The following is a 19,997-nucleotide window of genomic DNA, read 5'->3' on the forward strand; positions in this document are numbered from 1 at the left end:
CGGCGGCGGTGCTGGTCACGGCGGTCCGCTCCGTGTCGCTCATGCTGATGGTCGTTCCTTCCGGTGCTCGGGGCGGACGGGTCACCAGCGACGCTGGAACCGGTTGCGCAGGTAGATCGCGAGCGCGTTCATCGCGACGAGGATGACGATGAGCAGCAGGATCGCGCCGTAGGCGAGGTCCTTTGAGGCCTGGTCGGGTTGTGGCACCAGGGTGTAGATCTGCACCGGCATCACCGTGTAGCGCGACAGCCACCCATCGGGGCTGAAGGTGACGAATGTGGTGGCGCCGACCAGGATCAGTGGGGCCGCCTCGCCGATGGCGCGCGAGAGCGCCAGGATCGAGCCGGTCGCGATCCCGGGGACCGCGGCGGGCAGCAGCTGGCGCCACACGGTCTGCCATCGGGTAGCGCCGAGCGCGAGGGAGCCGTCCCGGATCTCCCCCGGCACCGCGCGCAAGGCCTCCCGCGTAGAGATGATGATGACCGGGAGGATCAGCAGGGCGAGCGCGATGGATCCGGACAGGGCCACCGCGCCGATGTTCAGCGGGGCCCGCACGACGAACGCGAGCACCAGGATGCCGAAGATCACCGAGGGCACCGCTGCCAGGTTCTGGATGTTGAGCTCGATCATCCGGTTCCACCAGCGCGTGCGGTCGGCGTACTCCTCGAGATAGACGGCGGCGCCGACACCGGTCGGCAGCGCGAGCAGCGCGGTGGTGCCGACCACCAGCACGGTGCCCAGGATGGCCGGGCGCACGCCGCCGTTTTCCGGCCGGATCCGCGAGGGTGGCGCGGTGAGCAGTTGCAGGTCGAGCCGGGCGAGGCCGCGACGCACGATCTCGATCATGACGAACAGCAGGAACAGCGACGCCAGCGCGAGGCACAGCCACAGCACGCCGAGGAACACCGCGGAGATCGTGTCGCGTCGACGCCCCGCGCGCAGCGGAGCCGCGGCGCCGGCCGGACTGCTCGTTGCCGGACTCGTGATGCTCATCAGTAGGCCTGCCGGAATCTGCGGACCAGCCGGATGCTGATCAGGTTGATGATCAGGGTGATCGCGAACAGCAGCGCGCCGACCGCGAACAGCGAGTAGTAGACGGGGCTACCTTGGGGGGCATCGCCGCTGGCGATCTGGGCGATGAACGCCGTCATCGTCTGGGCCTGGTCGCGGGGATCCCCGGTGAGCTGCGCGATGTTGCCACCGGCCACGGCTAGGATCATGGTCTCGCCGACCGCGCGGGACAGGCCGAGCACGATCGCGGCGATGATGCCCGACAGCGCCGCGGGGAACACCACCCGCAAGGTGGTGATCCGATTGTTCGCCCCCAACGCGTAGGAGCCCTGCCGCAGTGACAGCGGGACCGCGGTCATCGCGTCCTCGGATAACGACGCCACCGTGGGGACGATCATGAAGCCCATGACCAGGCCGGCGGTCAGGATGCTGAAGATGTTCGGGATGCCCAGCAGCGGTTGCAGCACCGGGGTGATGGCGGTCAGCGCGAGGAACCCGTAGACCACGGTCGGGATCCCGGCCAGCAGCTCCAGGACCGGCTTGACGACCTTGCGTGCACGCTGGGAGGCGTACTCGGCCAGGAACATCGCGATGCCCAGGCCGAGCGGCACCGCGACGAGCAGCGCGATCGCGGTGGCGGTGAACGTCGCCGAGACCAGCGGCAGCACGCCCCAGTCCTTGTCCCAGGAGAACTTGTCACCGAACGACGCGGTCCAGGTGGTTCCGGTGAGGAACTCGATCGGCGAGACGTGGGCGAAGAAGGTGAACAGCGGCACGACGAGCGCCAGCACGATGCCGATCGTCACCACCACCGAGAGGCCGCCGGCGGCGGCCAGCAGACCCTCGATGACGCGCTCGCCCACCCTGGCAGAGCTCTTGGTGAGGGCCCCGACGGGCCTCCCCGGGCCGGAGCCCGGGGAGGCCGCAGGGGCGGTGGAGACCACCATGCTCAGGAACCACCCGCGATTCGGCGCAGCGCTTCCAGCTCGGACGTCGACTCCTGCTTCTGCTCCGGCGTGAGGGGCACGAAACGCGCGGCCTCGACGATCGAGTCGTTCTGCTGCAGGTAGAACTCGACGAAGGCCTCGACCTGCGCCTTCGCCAAGCCTGCGTTGGAGGGGTAGATGAACAGCGGGCGCGCCAACGGCGTGTAGCTGCCGTCCTGCGCGGCCTGCGACGAGGGCGACACGCAACCCTGGCCGCCGTCCACCTGCACGGCCTTGAGGTTGTCCGCGTTCTCCTCGAAGTAGGAGAAGCCGAAGTAGCCGAGCGCACCCTTCGACCCCTGCACGCCCTGCACCGTCACGTTGTCGTCCTCGGTCGGGCTGTAGTCGGTGCGGGACTCGCCCTCCTCACCGACGATCTCACCGGTGAAGTAGTCGAAGGTGCCCGAGTCCGCGCCCGCACCGAACAGCGTGAGCGGCTCGTCCGGGAAGCTCGGGTCCACCTGGTTCTAGTTGTTGACCGTGGACCCGGGCTCCCACATCGCCTTGAGCTGGTCCACGGTGAGGCAGTTCGCCCAGGTGTTCTCCTTGTTCACCACGACGGTCAGTGCGTCGTTGGCCACCTGCAACTCCTCGAACGAGATGCCGTTGGCCGCGCACTGAGCCCGCTCCTCGTCGGAGATCGGCCGCGAGGCGTTCGAGATGTCGGTCTCGCCGGCGCAGAACTTCTGGAACCCACCACCGGTCCCGGAAGTACCGACCGTGACGTTGACGTCGGGCTGCTCTCCCTGGAACAGCTCGGCGGCAGCCGAGGACAGCGGCTCGACGGTGCTCGACCCGTCGATCACGACCGGCCCGGACAGGGCCGCGTCCTCACCGGTCCCGGCCCCGCCGCTCGCATCGCCACCGCCACCGCAGGCCGCCAGTACCAGGCCGGCGGCGACGACGGTGAGCCCAGCACGTGCAGGGCGTACCCACCGAATGCTCACGAAGATCCTTCCCTGAAGGGGTGTGCGGAGGTGCGTCTGAAACCTCGCGTCTCCACGAAGACGGTTGGATCGAACATTTTCAATCCAAACGACAGGTAAACAGGGATCGAACTCGGACCCCTGGATCGGCGAAGTTCGATTCAGTGGATGCGCGAGTGCGGCTGATCGGCCCAGCGGAGGGGGGTGGCGCTAGTCGTGCGGGACGGCGAGCTCGGCGAGCAGGGCGCGGACGCGACGTTCGAGGTCGTCGCGGATCACCCGCACGGCGGGCACGTCCAGGCCTGCAGGATCGGCCACCGGCCAGTTTTCGTACCGGCGACCTGGGAAGACCGGACAGGCGTCGCCGCAGCCCATGGTGATGACGACATCCGCGGCGCGGACGACCTCGTCGGTCCACGGCTTGGGGTACTCGCCGGAGATGTCGATGCCGCGCTCTGCCATCGCCTCGACCGCAGCGGAGTTGATCCGCGTGTCCGGCTCGGAGCCGCCGGACCAGGCGATCGCCCGGTCGCCGGCGAGGTGGGTGAACAGGCCCATCGCCATCTGTGACCGCCCGGCGTTGTGCGTGCAGAGGAACAGGGCCACCGGCGTCCCCGTGACGCTCTTGCCCTCGACCTTGGCGAGGGCGCGCAGCCGCTGGCGGGCGAAGCGTTCGGCGAGCAGTGGCAGGTAGTTGATGACGACCGCGCGGTCGGCGAACTCGTCGTAGGAGGTGTGCAGGAACCGCTCGATCGTCTCGGAACCGTAGGTGCCGTCGAACGCACGGGCGAGGTTCGAGGCGGCGGTGCGCAAGGCGAGCTGCTGGTCGATGGACAGGTCGGGGCGGCGGGCGGTGACCGGCATGGGACCTCCTCAGAGTGCAGGCCGGATCGCGGGTGCGATCCGGGTGATGCGGCCGGCGAGCTCGTCGACGGCGTGGTCGAAGGCGGCGTCCTCGCCGCTGCGGGCGGGGTCCGGAACCGACCAGTGCAGCCGGTCGGGGCCGGTTCCGAGGTCCTCGTGGGCGGCGTCGCACACGGTGATCACGACATCGTCGGGGCGGAGGACGTCCTCGACGTGGCGCGGAACCGTGGGATCCAGCGGAATCCGGTGACGGCGTGCGGCGGCCACCGCGCCGGGGTGGACCGCCGAGGCTGGGTGCGTGCCTGCCGACGCCACGGGAACGGGACTCTCCCTCGACCACAGTGCCGCCGCGAGCTGCGACCGGGCCGAGTTCTGGGTGCACACGAACACCACCCGCACCGCGCCGCGGACGGCGGTGGGCCGCAATGTGGTGAGCGCTCCCGGTGCGAGCGCCAGGTAGGTCCGGCGTCGGTCGCCCTCGGAGCGGTGCCGCTCGAGGACGCCGACCTTCTCCAGTACGCGAACGTGGTGGGCCATCAGGTTCGAGGGCATGCCGAGCAGCTTCTGCAGCTCCGACGGCGACGCCTCGCCGAGGACCAGGGCGTCGACGATCGCCAACCGACCGGGGTCCCCCAGCGCTGCGTGCACTGCCGCCCGCCGGCCCAGCGCGTTCTCATCAGCTTTCATTGAGTCAATTATGGCTGAGTGAGTTTGAGGGGTCAAGAGCGCTGGTACTGATGACCCGGCTCGGCTACCGCTCGGCCTCGGCCCTGTCGGCGGGAACCGAACCGATGGCGAGTACGGCGGCGAGGGCGGCCAGGCCGGCGAGCACGGCGAACACGGTGGAGTACCCACCGAGGGCTGTGGCGAGCGCGGCGCCTGCCCACGGAGCGAGCGCAGTGGCGATCATGGCGGGCGCGGAGAGCAACCCGTTGAGCCGCCCGTAGTGCGCCGCGCCCCAGCGGTCGCTGATCGCGGTGGCCTGCAGCAGGGTGAACACCCCGCGGGCGGCGCCGGCGAGCATGGCCGCGCCGATGAGCAGTACAGCCGGGCCGGGCAATACGGCCAGCAACGCCGTGGCAACGGCGGATGCAGCGAGGATGACCACGCTGCGGATGCGCACGCTGGTGTGTGCGGTGAGCGTGGCGTAGCCGAGCCGGCCGAGCACCTGCCCGAGCCCGCCCAGGCCGAGCGCCCAGGCGGCGGTGGTGAGGGACAACCCGCGTTCGATGAGGAGGGGGATCTGGTTGACGATCACGGCGAATGCGGAGAATGTCCCGACGGCGATCGCGGCGACCAGCAGGATGAAGGGGCGGCTGCGCGACACCGTGCCCGGATCGTGGTGGGCGTGCTCCGGGTGCTCGGCCGGATCCGGTTGCGGCCAGTGCCCCCGCAAGCCGAACAGGTGCGCGGGGATCGTGACGACGGCCAGGACGGCGGCGAGGACGAGATAGGTCTGACGCCAGCTCAGGTTCTCGCTCAGGGCCGCGGTCAGCGGGGCGAAGACGGTGCTGGCCAGCCCGGCCAGCAGCGTGACCGCCGTGAGCGCAGTGACCCGCCGCGGACCCCACCAGCGGGTCAGCGCGGCGAACGCAGGCTGGTAGAGCACTCCGGCCATCGCCACCCCGGCCACCACCCAGGAGGCGAAGAACCACGGCAGGCCAGGCGCGAACGCGATGCCGAGCACAGCCGGCACCGCGAGCACCGAGCCGATGGTCATGACCAGTCGCGGTCCGTACCGGTCGAGCCAGCGCCCCGCCGGAATGCCGACGAGCGCGGAGACGACGAGGCCGAGGGAGAACGCGGCGGTGATCGTGCCGATCGACCAGCCGGTGTCTGCGGCCATGGCCGGGGCGAGCACCGGGAAGGCGTAGTAGAGCACGCCCCAGCTGGTGATCTCGGTGACGCAGAGGACGGCAAGCACACGGCGGAGCCCGCCGCGAGTCAACGCGGCGGGCTCGGCCGTACTTATCGAGTCATGTTGCACAGATCTACCGCTGCGCGTGAGCCGGAGCGGCCAGGGTCAGCGCCGCCGGCGCAACCGGCCCGCAGCGCCCGCCGGTCCCCGCGACCTCCTCGGTCTGGCCGTCTGTCTCGTCGAGCAGACCGCCGCCGCTGCAGACCCCGGTCTCGGGCAGCACGAGCTCGACGCGCTCCGCGGCTTCCCGGTCGCCGGCGATCGCCGCGACCACCGACCGGACCTGCTCGTAACCGGTCAGCGACAGGAACGTCGGCGCCCGGCCGTAGGACTTCATGCCCACCAGATAGACCTCGGGTTCGGGCTGAGCGAGCTCGGTGGCCCCATGCGGGTAGACGGTGCCGCAGGAGTGGACGTTGGGGTCGATCAGCGGCGCCAGCGCCCGGGGCGCCTGCAGCACCGGGTCCAGGTCGAGGCGAACCTCGGACAGGAAACTCAGATCCGGACGGAACCCGGTGAGCACGACGACCTCGTCGACCGGCCCCACCAGCGCTCCGCCGAAGGACTCCAGGAGCAGTTGGCCACCCTCGGCGCGCTGCACGGCGCTGGTGCGGAACCCGGTCACGGTGGCGATGTGACCCGCGGCCACGGCCTGCGCCGCACGCTGCCCGAGGGCGCCGCGGGCGGGCAGCTGATCGGCGTCGCCACCGCCGAAGGTGTCGCCCACCTCGCCGCGCCGCAGCAACCACTCCACGCGGGTGCCAGGCGCACTCTCGGCCAACTCGGCGAACGCGACCAGCGCGGTCAACGCGGAATGCCCGCTGCCGGCGACCGCGATCCGCTTGCCCGCGTAGCGGGCCCGCTCGGCAGGGTCGGCCAGGTTCGGCACCCGGTAGCTGATCCGGTCCGCGGCGGCCTGCTCACCCAGCGCAGGAAGCCCGTCCCCACCCAGCGGGTTGGGCAGCCCCCACGTCCCGGACGCGTCGATCACCGCTCGCGCTGCGATCCGTTCCTCGCCATCCGCAGTCTGCACCCGCACTGTCAGCGGCTCGGAACCGCGGGCGGCGTCGACGACACGGTCCCAGCCACGACGGGCGACCCCCACGACACGAGCGCCGTAGCGAACTCGTTCCCCGAGAACGTCGGCCAGCGGCTGCAGGTACTGAGTCGCCCAGTCCGCTCCGGTCGGATAGGAGTCCGGATCGGGCATCTGCCAGCCGGTCGGAGCCAACAGCTTCTCTGCCGCCCTGTCGACCAGCTCGGACCAGCGCGAGAACAACCGCACGTGGTGCCACTCACGCACCGCCGCGCCGGCTGCCGACCCCGCCTCCAGCACCAGCGGGGTCAGGCCACGCTCGATCAGATGCGCCGCGGCGGCCAGCCCGGCCGGGCCCGCCCCCACCACGACGACCGGCTCCGCGCTCGAGCCGATCACTCCCTCGTCAACCACGACACACCCTCCATCGATGCCAGTCGATCCACCGGGGCGGACTGTATCGACCTGGCTCGATTGACGCAACCATCGATACCTGTCGATACTCATCGCCATGAGCGCGTCGCTGCCCCTGCCCGTCGTACCGTCGCACCAGCCCGCCCAGCTGGCCGGTCAGGACGCCACGACGTATGCGGAGTGGTTCGCCTGCCTGGCTGAGCCGATGCGGGTCCGGCTCCTGCACGCGGTCGCGGTCGCCGGGCGTGATGTGACGGTCGGGATGCCGACCGAGCAGCTGGGGATCAGCCAGTCGACCTGCTTTCACCACCTGCGCAAGCTCGCCGATGTCGGCTTCGTGCGACTGCGCAAGGAGGGCACGGCCACCCTGGTGTCGGTGAACCCGACGTGCTGCACGGGGCTGCCGCAGGCCGCGGACGCGGTGATGGGCATGCTCGGCCCGCGCCCGTGCTGCCCACAGGACCTGCCGGGCGACGTCACTGTCCGGGCTCTCGAGGCGGGCGACTGGGCGGACGTGCGACGGATCTACGCCGATGGCATCGCGACCGGACACGCGACCTTCGAGACCGAGGCCCCCGACCGCCGCTCGCTGGACCACACATGGCTACCCGGACACCGGTGGGTCGCCGAGATCGACGGCCGCGTGGTCGGCTGGGCGGCTGCGAAGGCCGCCTCGAACCGGCCCGTGTACGCGGGTGTGGCCGAGACCTCGGTCTACGTCGGCGACGGGTTCCGCGGGCGGGGCGTGGGCAAAGCCCTGATCCACCGCCAGGTCACCGCAGCCGACGACGCCGGACTGTGGACCCTGCAGACCTCGATCTTCCCGGAGAACCGCGCGAGCATCGCCCTGCACCAGTCCGCCGGCTTCCGCACCCTCGGCATGCGGGAACGCATCGGGCGCCACCACGGAGTCTGGCGCGACACCGTCTTCCTCGAACGCCGCCGCAACGATGACCTCTGAGCGCCAACTCGGTGCCTCACCGCGGCCGGATCCCCTGAGTTGACTCTTCCTCCCGCCAAGGAGCGGATTCCCGGCACCGCGAAACGCGCCTGCCATGCCACCTCAACGCCCTTAGAGCTGCGCATTCGTCCTCGACCGGGACAAGCCGGGTGATGGCATCCCGATTTCGATGAAATTACCTGGAGGAACCGTGATCGACAGCCCGGCACACGACGTGTTCGTCGACCTCCATACCGCGCACGTACACGTCGTCTCGGTACGAGGTAGCACCGAGCCGCAGAGCGGCAGCCGGCTGCTCCAACCCGTCGCTCAGGCGATCGCGACGCGGGCGCGCATACCCGTTGCCTGGACCGAGCTGCACTACCCGGCCACCTACATCGACTTCGACGCCGGATACCCCGCTCGCTTCAACCTCGGCGACAGCCCGCGCCTCGGCGTCACGGCACTACTGACCCTGCTCGAAGACAACGCTCGGCACCGCCCGGAACAGGATGTGGTGCTGCTGGGCTGGTCCCAGGGAGCTCAGGTCATCGGCGACGCACTCGACGAACCCGCGCACCGGCTCGCGGCCGGGGACTCCCCCGCTCTCAGCCCGGCGGCGGCTTCCCGGATCGCAGCCGTCGTCCTCTACGGCAATCCCCGATTCACCGCAGAACAGCCCTTCAACATCGGCCTGTTCGACCCAGGCCTCGAAGGCGCCAACCCTCGACCAGCTGCCGCACTTGCCGACTACGCAGACCGGATGCGCGACTTCTGCGCGCGGAATGACCTCGCCTGCCAGTGTGGCCCGGACTCGACGATCGATGGCCACGTCAGTTATTTCAGCAACGGGATGCAAGGCGAAGGGGCAGCGTTCGCGCTCAAGAGGGTAGCGACCCGACGTAATAGAACCAGCCGCGGCGGCGGGCACGTCATCAGCGAGCCCGCAACTGCGCGACCATGATCGCGTTTCCGCCGGCTGAGGCACTCGATTACGTCCGGGGCACGTTGACCTGCGGGCAGCGGTACCAGGGTTGGTCCTGTCGTGGAGGACAACCGTCAGGTGGACGACAGCGATGCCTCAGGATGAGGGCGAAGCGGCCCTGATCGGAGCGATTTCGGGCGACGCTGATCAGCTCGGTCCGCCCACGACGAGGTCGTTTACCAGCGCGACGGCGTGGGGGAAGGGTTCAAGTCCCCCCTCGGACACAGTATTACCCCATAGGGGGCGGGCTCCTCCTGCGCGAACACCGGCTGGGAGTGCCGCGTGATTACTCCGTCAGGCGATCGTCCAGTCGGACCTCCCGCAAATGATCACCTTCGACTCTGCCCGTAGACGATCAACCACCTCCTTCATCACCCTTGGCTCGACGTCGGCCCGAGATCGACACTGGTCCGGGGCGAAGTGTCGAACGAGCCGGGACAGGAGAACGTCCTCGCGCACGTACAGGTTGCGGAGAGCGTCCGGCGGGCGGGGCCGGGAGCTGCTGTAGCCGTGGCGGCACCGATACCCGGCACGGCCGTTGACCCAGTGCGAGTCCATCCGCCGCCCGCACAACCGGCACTGGACCACACCCGCCAGCACGTAGCTCCGGGTCGCGCCGTCCTCACACTCGCGCATCGCACGAAGCCCCTGCACCGCGACGAAGTCCTCCTCGCTCACCAGCGCGAGGTGGGACACGACGTGGGACACCACCCACTCACCCGCGACCGTCGACCGCCCCCGTCGGGCCGGCTACGTTGCCGACTCCACACCTGACGTCCCGTGTAGCGAGGATTGGCCAAGATCACCGCCACCGACCGCAGGTTCCAACCAGCCCCGCTGCGATGCCGGTTCCGTCCCGGATCCGCAGCCGACGGACACGGCACACCACGCTCGTTCAACTCCCGCGCGATCCCCGCGACACTGCACCCGGCCAGCCGCTGCGCGAAAATCCACCGCACATGCGGCGCCGCCACCGGGTCCGGATCCAGCCGATGCAATCGCCGACCCCACTGCGCATGTGCCCGATTCGGATGCGGGCCAGCATCAGCCAACCTGTATCCGTACGGCGGACGACCGCCCAGGAACCGGCCCTGCTCCACGGTCTGCGCCGTCATCGCTGCCAACGTCCGATGCCGCGCCCGCACCACCTCCCGCTGCGACTGCGCCGCCAACACCCTCATCAACACCCGATGCGCCGGATCGTCCAGCTCGACCGGACCACCCGCCTCCGGCAACCACACTCGCACCCCGAACCGCCGCAGCATCCCGGCGACCTGGTCGAACTGGCGATCGGTGAACGCCCGTTCGAACTCCCCCCCCACCACGACCGCGTCGAACGGACGGTCAGCCGACCGCGCCTGCTCCAGCAGCGCCGCTGCTTCCCTCCGCTGATCCCACGGCACCCGCCGCGAGCAGCCGACGTCGAAGAACTCCGCCCTGATCACCCCATGCTCGGCGATCACTGCCTCGGCCATCTCCCGCTGCCATGCCCGCGACGTCACCGGATCCTGAAACTCCGCCGTCGACGTCCGCCCGTAGAAGCCGAACCGGAGGCCTTGCGTCGTCGGGGCTGACAGGGAGGCGGCGCGGCGACGCCCCCACCGTCCGGTCCATCCGCCAAGAACATCCCGATCATCGATCTCGAAAAGTGCATCCACCGCGCCATCTGAGCCTCCAACCGGCGACCGACGTTGTCAGCACGGCGGGCGAACTCGTCGTGGTCATGGGCCAGGTCGCCTCTGTTGCGCTCGGAGACAGTCATGAACCGTCACCGCGTCATGCGCCACCACGATCTTGTGCAGGGGTAGTCTCAGGACCTCGTCGGGAGGAGGTGGACCATGGCGATCGATCCGTACCGAACACCGCTGTTGACGGCGCGGGAGACCGCGCGGTACCTCGGGATGCCCGAGAGCACCCTCAATGTCTGGCTCGGCTCACCAGCCGACGAACCCCTCGTACACGCCGTTCACCCCGAACGACGGGGCTGGCCACGCGTCCCCTTCGTCGGCATCGTCGAAGCCCACATGCTGCGTGCGCTGCGCGAATCGGGCATGCCGATGAACGACATCCGCGACGCCGCAACACTCGTCCGCAACGAGTTCAACGACCCCTACGCCCTGGCTACACGACGCATCGCCACCGACGGCGTCGCAGTCTTCGTCCGCCTCGCCGACAGGAGCTTGGTCCGCGCCCGCGACCACCAGCACGCGATCAAAGAAGTCCTCGAGGACTACCTCCGCCACGTCGACTGGGACGAGACCGGAACCCCGATCCGGCTCCGGCTACCCGACTACCCAGCCGGCGCCGAGGTCATCATCGACCCACGATTCGGCTGGGGCACCCCTGTACTGGCCGAGAACAAGGTGAAGGTCGAAGACGTCGTCGCCCTCTGGCGCACCGGCGAGCCGATCACCACCGTCGCCGAGGAGTACAACCTTGCCGAGAACGTCGTCGAGGACGTCCTCCGACAGGCCGCTTGAGTTCTTCTTCGACCGCAGCCTGGGAAAGATCTCGGCACACCGACTGCGCGACGCGGGACACACCGTCCACCTCATCGCCGACTTCTATTCCGACGACGCCCAACAGATCGGTGATTCCGAATGGATCGCCGAGGGCTGCCGCCGCGGCTGGGCACTGCTGACGAAGGATCGCCGCATCCGCTACCGCACCGACGAACTCGCCGCCCTCACCGACGGCCACCTGTTCTGCCTCGCCGACGGCAACGCAACCCTCGACATCATCGCCCAGCGCTTCCTGGAAGCCATGCCGGCCATCCACCGGGCCGCACACCGGACGAACGTGGGGTTCTGGCACGTCCACCCAGGAGGCCGCATCAACAAGATGTGGCCGTGACCGGCTCGAAGACAGCCACCCGTCGCCGCCCAGCGGGGAGCCGCAGGCAGCGCCGTCGCCAGAGCATCGCCCGGCCTGGATCCGCAGCCGCTGGGCGTCGCCGATCAGCTTCCAGCCACAGCCCCTTCAGCACGCTGCTGTCCGAGAGCGTTGGTAGGCCGCGCGACCGATTGGCGCTGACCTCGGCGGGCGCAACAACGCGCTGAGCGGTCGGACCGCATCTGCGACGTCCGCCTCGTGGGCCTCCAGGTCTCCCATCCTCCCTATGACCCCTTCAGCTGCGACAAGTAACAGCACCGTCACAAGCTGCGAGCTGCCCGGGACACCGTCGACCGTCCCTTGGGATCCGTCTATGGCGAACGCGCCCAGTTCGATGGCCGCCCAGCTCGACGGCCCGCCGAATGCGACTCCCCCCTGCGCCCGATCGCAGTACTGGTGGCCAGTGGACTGCGGCCGTCCGGGTTCAGTCCGAGCGCGCACCTTGTTGTCGATCAGACAAGAACCTACCGTACGGTGCTATGCGCGAAGAGCCATGGGAGCCGCCAGCGGTCCTGGTGGCGGTGGACCTGGTGATCCTCACGTTGCGTGCATCAGCGCTGCACGTGCTGCTGGTGCAACGCGGCGTAGAGCCGCATCAGGGAGAGCTCGCGCTGCCGGGGGGCTTCCTGCAACATTCCGGAGAGGGTCTGTTGACCGCCGCCCGGCGCGAGTTGCGCGAGGAGGCCGACCTGGACGCCGCCCGCCTGCACCTCGAGCAGCTGGGCGCCTACGGGACTCCAGATCGGGATTCACGCGGTCGGGTCATTTCCGTCGCCTATCTGGCGATCGCGCCCGGGCTGCCTGAGCCGGTTGCCGGTACGGATGCGGTCGGCGCCTGTTGGATGCCGGTTGACGGGGTCCTGGCCGGGCGGACGAGGTTAGCCTTCGATCACGCGGCGATCGTCGCCGACGGGGTCGAGCGGGCCCGCTCGAAGCTCGAAAGTTCGGCACTTGCGACCGCGTTCTGCGCCGAGAGGTTCAGCATCTCTGAGCTGCAACTGGTTTACGAGGCTGTGTGGGGCGTGCGCCTGGACCCCCGCAACTTCTACCGCAAGGTGCAGGGAGTGCGGGGCTTCATCGCCGCGGCCGGATCGGATCGCCGGACCACGGGCGGGCGCCCGGCGCGGCTGTTCCGGGCCGGCCCTACGACCGTGCTGAACCCGCCGCTGACCCGTCCCGATCCACCTCAGGCGAGCGAGGAGAGCCGATGACTGGCGATCAGGTGGTAATGCTGACCGCGTTCAACACTGAGTACCAGGCGGTCCGGCGGAGGCTGGTCGACCTGCGGGCGGAGCACGAGCGGGGTACCCGGTTCGAGGTCGGCAACCTGCGCGGCACGCAGTGCCGGGTCGCGCTCGGCCTTACTGGGAAGGGCAACCATGCCGCCGGGATCCTCGCCGAGCGGGCGATCCGGCGCTACTCCCCTCTAGTGGTGCTGTTCGTGGGCGTGGCCGGCGCGTTGTGGGATGCCACAGAGCTGGGCGACGTCGTCGTCGGCACTCACGTCTACGCCTATCACGGTGGCACCAGCGAGGGCGATGTGCTCAAGGCTCGCCCGCGGGTGTGGGAGCTCGACCACGGCGTCGCTCAGATCGCCGCGCACGTGGCCCGCGACGTGGAGTGGGCCGGCACTCCGACCCCCACGGGCCATGCACCGAGGGTGCATTTCGGGCCCATCGCGGCCGGCGAGGTGGTGCACAACTCCCTAGTTTCCTACGAGGCACGGCTACTCAGAGACGGGTACAACGACGCGCTGGCGGTGGAGATGGAGGGCGCCGGAGTGGCGCAGGCCGGCCACCTGGGCGGCTCGCCCGTCGTCGTCGTGCGGGGTATCAGCGACCGGGCCGACGGAACCAAGACCAGCGACGCGGATCGCGACTGGCAGCCGAAGGCGGCGGCGAATGCGGCGGCGTTCGCCGCGCGACTGGCCGAACAACTGATCACCGAACGGGAGCGCAGCGTGTCGGACGACGTAACAATGGGCCACGCCAGTGCGATCGCCCACAACACCTCCTCCGGAACCGTCGGCATCCAGGCCGCGCACGTCGCCAACAGCAACGTCTGGATGGGCGCCACCCTGCCCTCCGCAGCGCCGGCCGACCTGGCAATCGAGCTGGCCGCTCTCCGGGAGCAGCTCGCCCGCGAGCGATCGACCGGTGCTCTCGACGAGCCGACCTATCATGCGGCGCGGGTCGAGCTCGATCACGCCGACGAGGCGCTGATGGAGGCCGGGACGCAGGAGGGGCGGAGTCGGTTCGTACTGGCGCTGAAGAAGCTGAGTGGCCTGACCGCTGACCTGAACGGTCTCGCCTCGAACATCGCGGGCCTGATTACGACAGCGAACGAACTGACGTGAACGAAGCGGATCCGGAGCCCGGGCCGCGAGGCGGGGCCAGTACGACGAATACCGCCGAGAGCGGGGCAACGGTCGGGATCCAGGCCGAGAACGTACACAACTCGAACATCTACATCGTGCCGCCGGACGCCACCCCACAACGCAAGTACGTGGTCGGCGTCAACTACCTGAACGGCGGGGTGCCAGGAGAGGCCCGCCGATTGATCGACGAAGCCATCGCGAGCGGCTACGACACCAGCGAAGTGCGGTTCCACCTGGTGCTGGCCCTGCTCAGCAAGCGCTCGGAGCGCGACCTCACGGACGAGGATCGCGAGCGGGTTGCCCTGATGTCGAATCGGCCATCGCACGCCGAGGTCGACGAATGGGCGAACGCCTTGGCAGTGATCCGCGACCTGCTGAACCACATGCGCGCCCCGCAGGTCGATCCGGATCCGGTGCTCGCAGAACTCGCCGCGCTGCCGCCCGTCCAGCACGGGAAGATCCTCCGGCATCTCGATCTCATGCTCACCGGCGTCCTGAAGGACCGCCTGTGGGTCGAAGCGCGCGGGGCGGCCGAGCACAGCCGGCTGGACCACGACCGTTCCGGGCGGGTGTGGGCGTACTTCCAGCCGACGCCGGCGTCGCCGAGGGCGCGCGTGCCCGACGACGACCCGCTCACGCTCGGCGAATGGTGTCGAGCCGTCGTCGCAGTCGCGGTGTTCGCGGTCGCGTTCAGCCGGCTCGGCTACGTGGTGCTCGCTGACTCGTCGCCGCTGCCGATGCTCTCCCTGCTGCTGGTGGTGGCGGCAGGTGTCATCGGCGTTTACGCCGGCTCAGTGTGGTGCCACCATTCCGCACGGCTCGCCGAGAAGGAGTGGGAGCACGCGAACGCGCGCAGCGTGCGTGCACCGGAGCAAGGGTTCGCGCGGCGGGTCGAGCACCGGTTCCAGCACTACTCCCACAAGTACGCACCGCCGGAACCCGATCTCGAGCGCTGGCTCACCGAGACCGCCGGCATACGCAGCACGCTGCGCGACGAGATCGCCGACCTCTATCAGGGAGTTGACCGGGTCACCGAGGTCGACTGGCTAACCCGGTATCTCATCAGGGACATTCGCGACAAGTGGAAGAACGGGACGCTGCACGAGTACCGCGAGCAGTACCGCACGTCCGGCTCGGTCATCGCGTCCTGCTTGGTCTCGGCTGCCGCGCTTATCCCCGCCGGGATCACCGTCGTGATCACCGCGGTACACGTCGATCCGTTTTTCTCGGCGCTCGCCGCGCCGCTTGCTCTGGTAAGCGGGTGGGCAGCCGGCGCAGCCGTGCTGAAACTCGTCAACCGACGCCGTCGCCTCGCGGAAAACAATCAGGAACACACCGAGGCCCTCGCGGCGCGCAGAGCGGAGCACCGGCGCTGGCAGGAGAAGGTGAAGCAGACGCGCCCGTCGGAGGAGGAGATGGAGCGCTGGCTCGACTGCGACCGGAAGCTCTTCCTCGATGCCGCACTGGGCATGTACCAGCTGGCCTGGCGGGACATCATCGCCCATGCGTTGCTGGAGGGTCCGGCGAGGCCGTACCGGCGGGCGCGGGAGAACAACGGTCCGTGGCGATATTCGAAGTACGACTTTCACCTGTTCCTGATCACACGTTACGGGGTCCGCGAGGTCGGTGCCGAGCTCAACTTCCTGGAGGCGACGACCCACGGTCAGGATCGCAACAACTTCAGGTTCGACGCGGTCTCCTCCGTACGGGTCACGATCGACAGCCAGGCACGCCACGTCTTGGAGCTCACTTTGACAAACGGGCCCGCCCGCACCTTTCGCATCGCCGACCCATCCCCTGGCTCCGCGGACGAATCAGACGGCGCGGACGACTCCACCGAACTCGATCTCGATGCGGCTGGATTCTTCCATGCCCTGCATGTCCTAGAGGCGATCGCTGCCGAAGGCAGAGGCTGGATCGACCGCGGCGGCATCGCATCCTGACCCGCTGCTCGTGCTGCAGCAGGTCACCGATGCTGCGCAGGAGGGTTTGTGATCGAACGCGGCAAGATCTCCGTAGAAGGAGGTCTTCGCACGTTCACCATGAGATGCTGGGTGACCTCTTCGAGAACCTGGCAGGTACAAATGCCGAACCATCAACTTCCGAACCGGGGGCGTGACATGCCCAGCAACGCGGCCGCCTCGGTCGGCGTGACCTCCGCACCGCCGCGAGCCACCGCGATCTCCTGACCACGGGCACGCGCATCGCTCAGCCGCGACACCAAGTCGGCATTCTCCCGCGACAGCGACATGATTTCCACATCAGCACTCTGTAGTAGTCCGTGGCCTGCCGCTTCGTGCTATCGTCCTTCCCTATGAACCCCCGCCAGTCGCGAGGGTGCTACACGGAGGTGTTCGATCCCCCCTCGGACACCACCGCGTAGCATCCCTGCTACTTCCCACGTGCAAGTGCTCAAGTGCACGTGAACACGCCTCCGCTGCACCCACCCGCAGCCCTCGACCGGCTCCTCGGTACCGGGGTTCCGCAGCGGGCAACACGTCGCACCGACCGGACCAGCCCGGCACTCCCGTGGACGGCGTGACGCCGGGGCGCCGCGTCTCCGCTGCGTTGCTCCCGGTCGGGCGCGACCGCGGTCCGAGGCGAGGTGCAGGGGGCTCGGACTCCAGCTGTATCGTCCCGGCTCGTGAGGCGTCTCCCAGCTGCTCACCGCGTGCGCCTCGCGGCGCAGCGGTGGGGTGTGTGGACCGTCCTCGCGCTGCTCGTCGCGCTGCCGGCCATCGCGTGCCACGCCGCGGCCACATCAGCGGCCACTCATCACGAACCGGCTCCCGTCGCTGCAGCGTCCTGCCACGGGCAGCCGGGACACGACGTGCTCTGCGCACAGGGCATCCCCGCGGCGGCTCCGCAGAGCGTGCGCCAGGCGCGCTGCGACGACCTGCGCGACGTGCTCGGGCCCGTCCTCGCCGCCTTGGCGCTCACCGCGGGAACCCTCGTGACGCTGCGGTTGGCCGCGATGTTCGCCCTGCGCATCGGGCCGCCGCCGTGGGCCCCTCGTCGACTCGTCACCGGGCAGGACCAGCTCGTCGCCATCGGCGTCAGCCGCATCTGATCGTTCTCCGGCACCCGGGCCGCCCCGCGGCCCGGCTCCGTCCTGTCCGCCTGCCCCAGGACGCGGCACGCCCCTCGACGCTGCCGCTGCCCGAGAACCCCCGAGAGGCATCATGTCCAGGAACCTCAAGGCCACGATCACCGCCGTGCTCGTCGCCGCCGCCACGCTGATCCTCCTGCTGTTCCTCAACCGACCGGACGCACCCGAAGCGTCCGACCGCGCAGTGCCCGTCGACGCAGCAGCCGTTCCGGCCGAGCTGCTCGTCCGCGACGACAGCCACCGCCTGTCGACCGCCCCCGACGGCCGGGTGACGTTCGTCGAGTTCCTCGACTTCGAGTGCGAGGCGTGCCGGGCGGCCTACCCCGCCGTGGAGCAGCTGCGCAGCGAGTACGCGGGCCGCGTCACGTTCGTCGCGCGGTACTTCCCGGTCGCCGGCCATTTCAACGCGGAGAACGCCGCGGTGGCGGTGGAGGCCGCCGCTCAGCAGGGGCAGTTCGAGCAGATGTACCAGCGCATGTTCGAGACCCAGACCGGCTGGGGTGAGCAGCAGGTGTCCCACGCACCGCTGTTCCGGCAGTTCGCGGCCGACCTCGGCCTCGACATGGACGCCTACGACCGTGCCGTCGCCGACCCGGCCACGCTCGAGCGGGTCCGCTCCGACCAGCGCGACGGCCAGGCGGCCGGGGTCCAGGGCACGCCGACGTTCTTCCTCGACGGCGAGCGCCTCCAGCCCCGTTCCGTGGACGACCTGAGGGCTGCGCTGGACACGGCCCTCGCCCGGTAGACGGCGAGGAGCAGCCGTGACACGCACCCGCACTCGGGCCGCCCCTGCGCCCGGCCCACGCGAGACGGCCGACCTGTTCACCACGTTCCTGACCCGCGTCACCGGATGGGTGCTGACGGTCGGTGGCGGCGTCGGCACCGCAGCCGCCTTCGCGCTCATCCTCGACCGCATCGCGCTGCTCGAGGATCCCGCGTTCATCCCGAGCTGCAACATCAGCCCGCTCCTGTCGTGCGGGTCGGTGATGACCTCACCCCAGGCCGAGGCGTTCGGGTTCCCCAACCCGCTGATCGGGCTCGTCGCGTTCCCGGTCGTGACGACGATCGGCGTGGTCACGCTCGCCGGTGGCGCCGTGCCTCGATGGGTGTGGTTGGGCATGCAGGCCGGCACCCTCGGCGGGCTCGTGTTCGTGCACTGGCTCATCGCCCAGAGCCTGTACGTGATCGGCACCTTGTGCCCGTACTGCATGGCGGTCTGGGTGGTCACGATCGCGGTGTTCTGCTACACGACCCTGCACAACCTGCGGTCGGGCCGGCTGCCGGTGCCCCCCGCGTGGCGGCGCGCCACATCCGGGCTCGCCACGTACCACGGTCTGCTCGTGACGTCGTGGCTCCTCGTGGTCGTCGCGCTGATCGCCGCCCGCTTCTGGCCCTACTGGACCGGGCTCCTCGGGTGAGCCGTGGGCGGCATTCCGCCGAAGCCGTCGGCGTGCACCACCGAGGTGAGACCGGCATCCGCCACGCCGCCACCGTCGAGACCCACCGCACGCGGCGCCGCCCACCGCGGCAGGCGACGACCCCGCAGGCGCACCGCGGCTACCGCCCGCACGTCCACCCGCCCCCGCAGCCGGCACCTCCAGCTCGTCCGGGTCGCGTGCTCCACCACGAGCAGAGCCCGCGCGTCGCCCACCCCCGCACTGCACCCCGGCCCGCGCCGCGGCGCCCCGCCGTTGCCGGCGACCCGGCATCCCGACCGGCACCCCCAGGACGCGGAGCAGCACGGCCGCAACCCGCGCCACCTTCCCGGCCCGCAACGGCGCCGCCGCTGCCCTCCCCGGACGCGATGGCACGCAACCGCGCGACCGTGGCGGCAGTGGCGATCGGAGCCGCCATCGCAGCAGGAGAGTCGCTCCTCCCCGGCCCGGACGCGCCCGCAGCCCCGGTCCTGACCAGTGCTCTCCTCCCAGTGGCAACCGCGCAGCCGACGACCTCGGAAGCCCCCGCGAACGCCGACGGAAGCCGCCCGTCGTCGGCGTTCGCAGCCCGCGCCGACCTGGACCCCGGGATGCAGGTCGAGGTCCAGAACCTCGTCAAGGCGGTCGAGATCGGGGAACGGCTCGCCCGCCGCGCAGCGATCATCAACGCCGCACTCGCCGACGGAGCTCCGCAGGCCGCGCTCGTCGGCGACACCGCAGTGGTGCGCCCGGTGGCGGGTCGCCTGACCTCGGCCGTCGGACCGCGCTGGGGCAGGAGCCACAACGGCCTCGACATCGCCAACAGGATCGGCACGCCGGTCTTCGCCGTCACCGACGGCGTCGTGGTGGAGTCCGGGCCGGCGTCGGGCTTCGGGCTGTGGGTCGTCATCCGCCACGACGACGGGACGAAGTTGGTCTACGGCCACATCAACCAGACCTTCGTCCGCGTCGGGGAACGCGTCTCCGCCGGCGAACAGATCGCCGAGGTCGGCAACCGCGGCTTCTCCACCGGCCCGCACCTGCACCTCGAGATCTGGGACCGCTCCGGAACCAAGGTGGACCCCGCCACCTGGCTCAGACGCCGCGGCCTGGACGTCTGACCC

20 protein-coding genes and 1 pseudogene are annotated in these 19,997 nt (G+C 69.9%); 11 read left to right on the plus strand and 10 right to left on the minus strand.

Going from position 1 to position 19,997, the window contains the following annotated elements; all coding sequences use genetic code 11:
* Positions 1–81: 81 nt before the first annotated feature.
* The 7 genes and pseudogenes from pstA to FB558_RS28060 all read right to left on the minus strand — a co-directional run bounded on the left by pstA (position 82) and on the right by FB558_RS28060 (position 7,155).
* Entirely contained in the window at positions 82–993 is a 912-nt protein-coding gene (pstA, locus tag FB558_RS28030; protein ID WP_142058391.1) for a phosphate ABC transporter permease PstA, read from the minus strand.
* Complete coding sequence (gene pstC / locus FB558_RS28035; RefSeq protein WP_142058393.1) at positions 993–1,958, minus strand: phosphate ABC transporter permease subunit PstC; 966 nt, start codon at positions 1,956–1,958, stop codon at positions 993–995. Before pstC ends, pstA begins: the two co-directional genes overlap by 1 nt.
* A gap of 2 nt (positions 1,959–1,960) precedes the next feature.
* A pseudogene (locus tag FB558_RS44810) lies at positions 1,961–2,944 on the minus strand (PstS family phosphate ABC transporter substrate-binding protein).
* Between the two features lie 189 nt (positions 2,945–3,133).
* On the minus strand, positions 3,134–3,787 hold the full coding sequence (locus FB558_RS28045; protein ID WP_142058395.1) for an arsenate reductase ArsC: 654 nt from the start codon (positions 3,785–3,787) through the stop codon (positions 3,134–3,136).
* Between the two features lie 9 nt (positions 3,788–3,796).
* Positions 3,797–4,474: an arsenate reductase/protein-tyrosine-phosphatase family protein gene (locus FB558_RS28050; RefSeq protein ID WP_142058397.1), complete on the minus strand. Its 678-nt coding sequence runs from the start codon at positions 4,472–4,474 to the stop codon at positions 3,797–3,799.
* A gap of 64 nt (positions 4,475–4,538) precedes the next feature.
* Positions 4,539–5,711, minus strand: a complete 1,173-nt coding sequence (locus FB558_RS28055; RefSeq protein ID WP_142058399.1) for an MFS transporter — start codon at positions 5,709–5,711, stop codon at positions 4,539–4,541.
* Between the two features lie 67 nt (positions 5,712–5,778).
* The gene (locus tag FB558_RS28060; protein ID WP_246106786.1) at positions 5,779–7,155 is read right to left on the minus strand and encodes an NAD(P)-binding domain-containing protein; all 1,377 of its coding nucleotides are present in this window, start codon (positions 7,153–7,155) and stop codon (positions 5,779–5,781) included.
* 97 nt (positions 7,156–7,252) lie between these two features.
* Between FB558_RS28060 and FB558_RS28065 the strand changes: the two genes are divergently transcribed.
* Together FB558_RS28065 and FB558_RS28070 are read left to right on the plus strand one after the other, a co-directional pair.
* The gene (locus FB558_RS28065) at positions 7,253–8,116 is read left to right on the plus strand and encodes a helix-turn-helix domain-containing GNAT family N-acetyltransferase (RefSeq protein ID WP_142058403.1); all 864 of its coding nucleotides are present in this window, start codon (positions 7,253–7,255) and stop codon (positions 8,114–8,116) included.
* A gap of 190 nt (positions 8,117–8,306) precedes the next feature.
* Positions 8,307–9,059, plus strand: coding sequence for a cutinase family protein (locus tag FB558_RS28070; protein WP_170231559.1), 753 nt, complete (start codon positions 8,307–8,309; stop codon positions 9,057–9,059).
* A 315-nt stretch (positions 9,060–9,374) separates the two neighbouring features.
* Here FB558_RS28070 and FB558_RS44815 read toward each other — a convergent pair whose 3' ends face one another.
* Positions 9,375–9,758 carry a recombinase zinc beta ribbon domain-containing protein gene (locus FB558_RS44815; protein ID WP_246106787.1) on the minus strand — a complete coding sequence of 128 codons (384 nt, stop codon included), beginning with the start codon at positions 9,756–9,758 and terminating at the stop codon, positions 9,375–9,377.
* Positions 9,755–10,738: a recombinase family protein gene (locus FB558_RS44820; protein WP_246106788.1), complete on the minus strand. Its 984-nt coding sequence runs from the start codon at positions 10,736–10,738 to the stop codon at positions 9,755–9,757. The genes FB558_RS44815 and FB558_RS44820 overlap by 4 nt, the downstream gene beginning before the upstream one ends.
* A 180-nt stretch (positions 10,739–10,918) precedes the next feature.
* On the opposite strand from FB558_RS44820, the gene FB558_RS28080 reads away from it, so the two are divergent.
* The 5 genes from FB558_RS28080 (at position 10,919) to FB558_RS28100 (ending at position 16,292) form a co-directional block, all read left to right on the plus strand.
* A complete protein-coding gene (locus tag FB558_RS28080; RefSeq protein ID WP_142058407.1) occupies positions 10,919–11,560 on the plus strand; it encodes a DUF433 domain-containing protein in 642 nt (213 codons plus the stop codon).
* A complete protein-coding gene (locus tag FB558_RS28085) occupies positions 11,517–11,933 on the plus strand; it encodes a PIN-like domain-containing protein (RefSeq protein WP_142058409.1) in 417 nt (138 codons plus the stop codon). Before FB558_RS28080 ends, FB558_RS28085 begins: the two co-directional genes overlap by 44 nt.
* 518 nt (positions 11,934–12,451) lie before the next feature.
* Entirely contained in the window at positions 12,452–13,183 is a 732-nt protein-coding gene (locus tag FB558_RS28090; protein ID WP_142058411.1) for an NUDIX hydrolase, read from the plus strand.
* On the plus strand, positions 13,180–14,328 hold the full coding sequence (locus FB558_RS28095) for a 5'-methylthioadenosine/S-adenosylhomocysteine nucleosidase family protein (RefSeq protein ID WP_142058413.1): 1,149 nt from the start codon (positions 13,180–13,182) through the stop codon (positions 14,326–14,328). The genes FB558_RS28090 and FB558_RS28095 overlap by 4 nt, the downstream gene beginning before the upstream one ends.
* A complete protein-coding gene (locus FB558_RS28100; RefSeq protein ID WP_142058415.1) occupies positions 14,325–16,292 on the plus strand; it encodes a hypothetical protein in 1,968 nt (655 codons plus the stop codon). Before FB558_RS28095 ends, FB558_RS28100 begins: the two co-directional genes overlap by 4 nt.
* A gap of 152 nt (positions 16,293–16,444) precedes the next feature.
* On the opposite strand, the gene FB558_RS43460 is transcribed toward FB558_RS28100, so the two are convergent.
* Positions 16,445–16,609, minus strand: coding sequence for a hypothetical protein (locus tag FB558_RS43460; protein ID WP_170231560.1), 165 nt, complete (start codon positions 16,607–16,609; stop codon positions 16,445–16,447).
* A 384-nt stretch (positions 16,610–16,993) separates the two neighbouring features.
* Here FB558_RS43460 and FB558_RS28105 point away from each other — a divergent pair, with 384 nt between their 5' ends.
* The 4 genes from FB558_RS28105 (at position 16,994) to FB558_RS28120 (ending at position 19,994) form a co-directional block, all read left to right on the plus strand.
* Positions 16,994–17,419 carry a hypothetical protein gene (locus FB558_RS28105; protein ID WP_142058417.1) on the plus strand — a complete coding sequence of 142 codons (426 nt, stop codon included), beginning with the start codon at positions 16,994–16,996 and terminating at the stop codon, positions 17,417–17,419.
* Between the two features lie 112 nt (positions 17,420–17,531).
* Positions 17,532–18,203 (plus strand): DsbA family protein, encoded by a 672-nt coding sequence (locus FB558_RS28110; protein WP_142058419.1) that lies wholly within the window; start codon positions 17,532–17,534, stop codon positions 18,201–18,203.
* Positions 18,204–18,219: 16 nt separating this feature from the next.
* Entirely contained in the window at positions 18,220–18,876 is a 657-nt protein-coding gene (locus FB558_RS28115; protein WP_246106789.1) for a vitamin K epoxide reductase family protein, read from the plus strand.
* Positions 18,877–19,385: 509 nt separating this feature from the next.
* Positions 19,386–19,994 carry a M23 family metallopeptidase gene (locus FB558_RS28120; protein WP_246106790.1) on the plus strand — a complete coding sequence of 203 codons (609 nt, stop codon included), beginning with the start codon at positions 19,386–19,388 and terminating at the stop codon, positions 19,992–19,994.
* Positions 19,995–19,997: the final 3 nt, after the last annotated feature.

Source organism: Pseudonocardia kunmingensis, from assembly GCF_006716445.1.
GTDB classification, from domain to species: Bacteria; Actinomycetota; Actinomycetes; order Mycobacteriales; family Pseudonocardiaceae; genus Pseudonocardia; species Pseudonocardia kunmingensis.

Coding starts and splice junctions, on each gene's coding strand:
- FB558_RS28080 (WP_142058407.1), top strand. CDS start 10,919: ATGGCGATCGATCCGTACCGAACACCGCTGTTGACGGCGCGGGAGACC.
- pstC (WP_142058393.1), bottom strand. CDS start 1,958: ATGGTGGTCTCCACCGCCCCTGCGGCCTCCCCGGGCTCCGGCCCGGGG.
- FB558_RS28065 (WP_142058403.1), top strand. CDS start 7,253: ATGAGCGCGTCGCTGCCCCTGCCCGTCGTACCGTCGCACCAGCCCGCC.
- FB558_RS28050 (WP_142058397.1), bottom strand. CDS start 4,474: ATGAAAGCTGATGAGAACGCGCTGGGCCGGCGGGCGGCAGTGCACGCA.
- FB558_RS28090 (WP_142058411.1), top strand. CDS start 12,452: ATGCGCGAAGAGCCATGGGAGCCGCCAGCGGTCCTGGTGGCGGTGGAC.
- pstA (WP_142058391.1), bottom strand. CDS start 993: ATGAGCATCACGAGTCCGGCAACGAGCAGTCCGGCCGGCGCCGCGGCT.
- FB558_RS28095 (WP_142058413.1), top strand. CDS start 13,180: ATGACTGGCGATCAGGTGGTAATGCTGACCGCGTTCAACACTGAGTAC.
- FB558_RS28045 (WP_142058395.1), bottom strand. CDS start 3,787: ATGCCGGTCACCGCCCGCCGCCCCGACCTGTCCATCGACCAGCAGCTC.
- FB558_RS28110 (WP_142058419.1), top strand. CDS start 17,532: ATGTCCAGGAACCTCAAGGCCACGATCACCGCCGTGCTCGTCGCCGCC.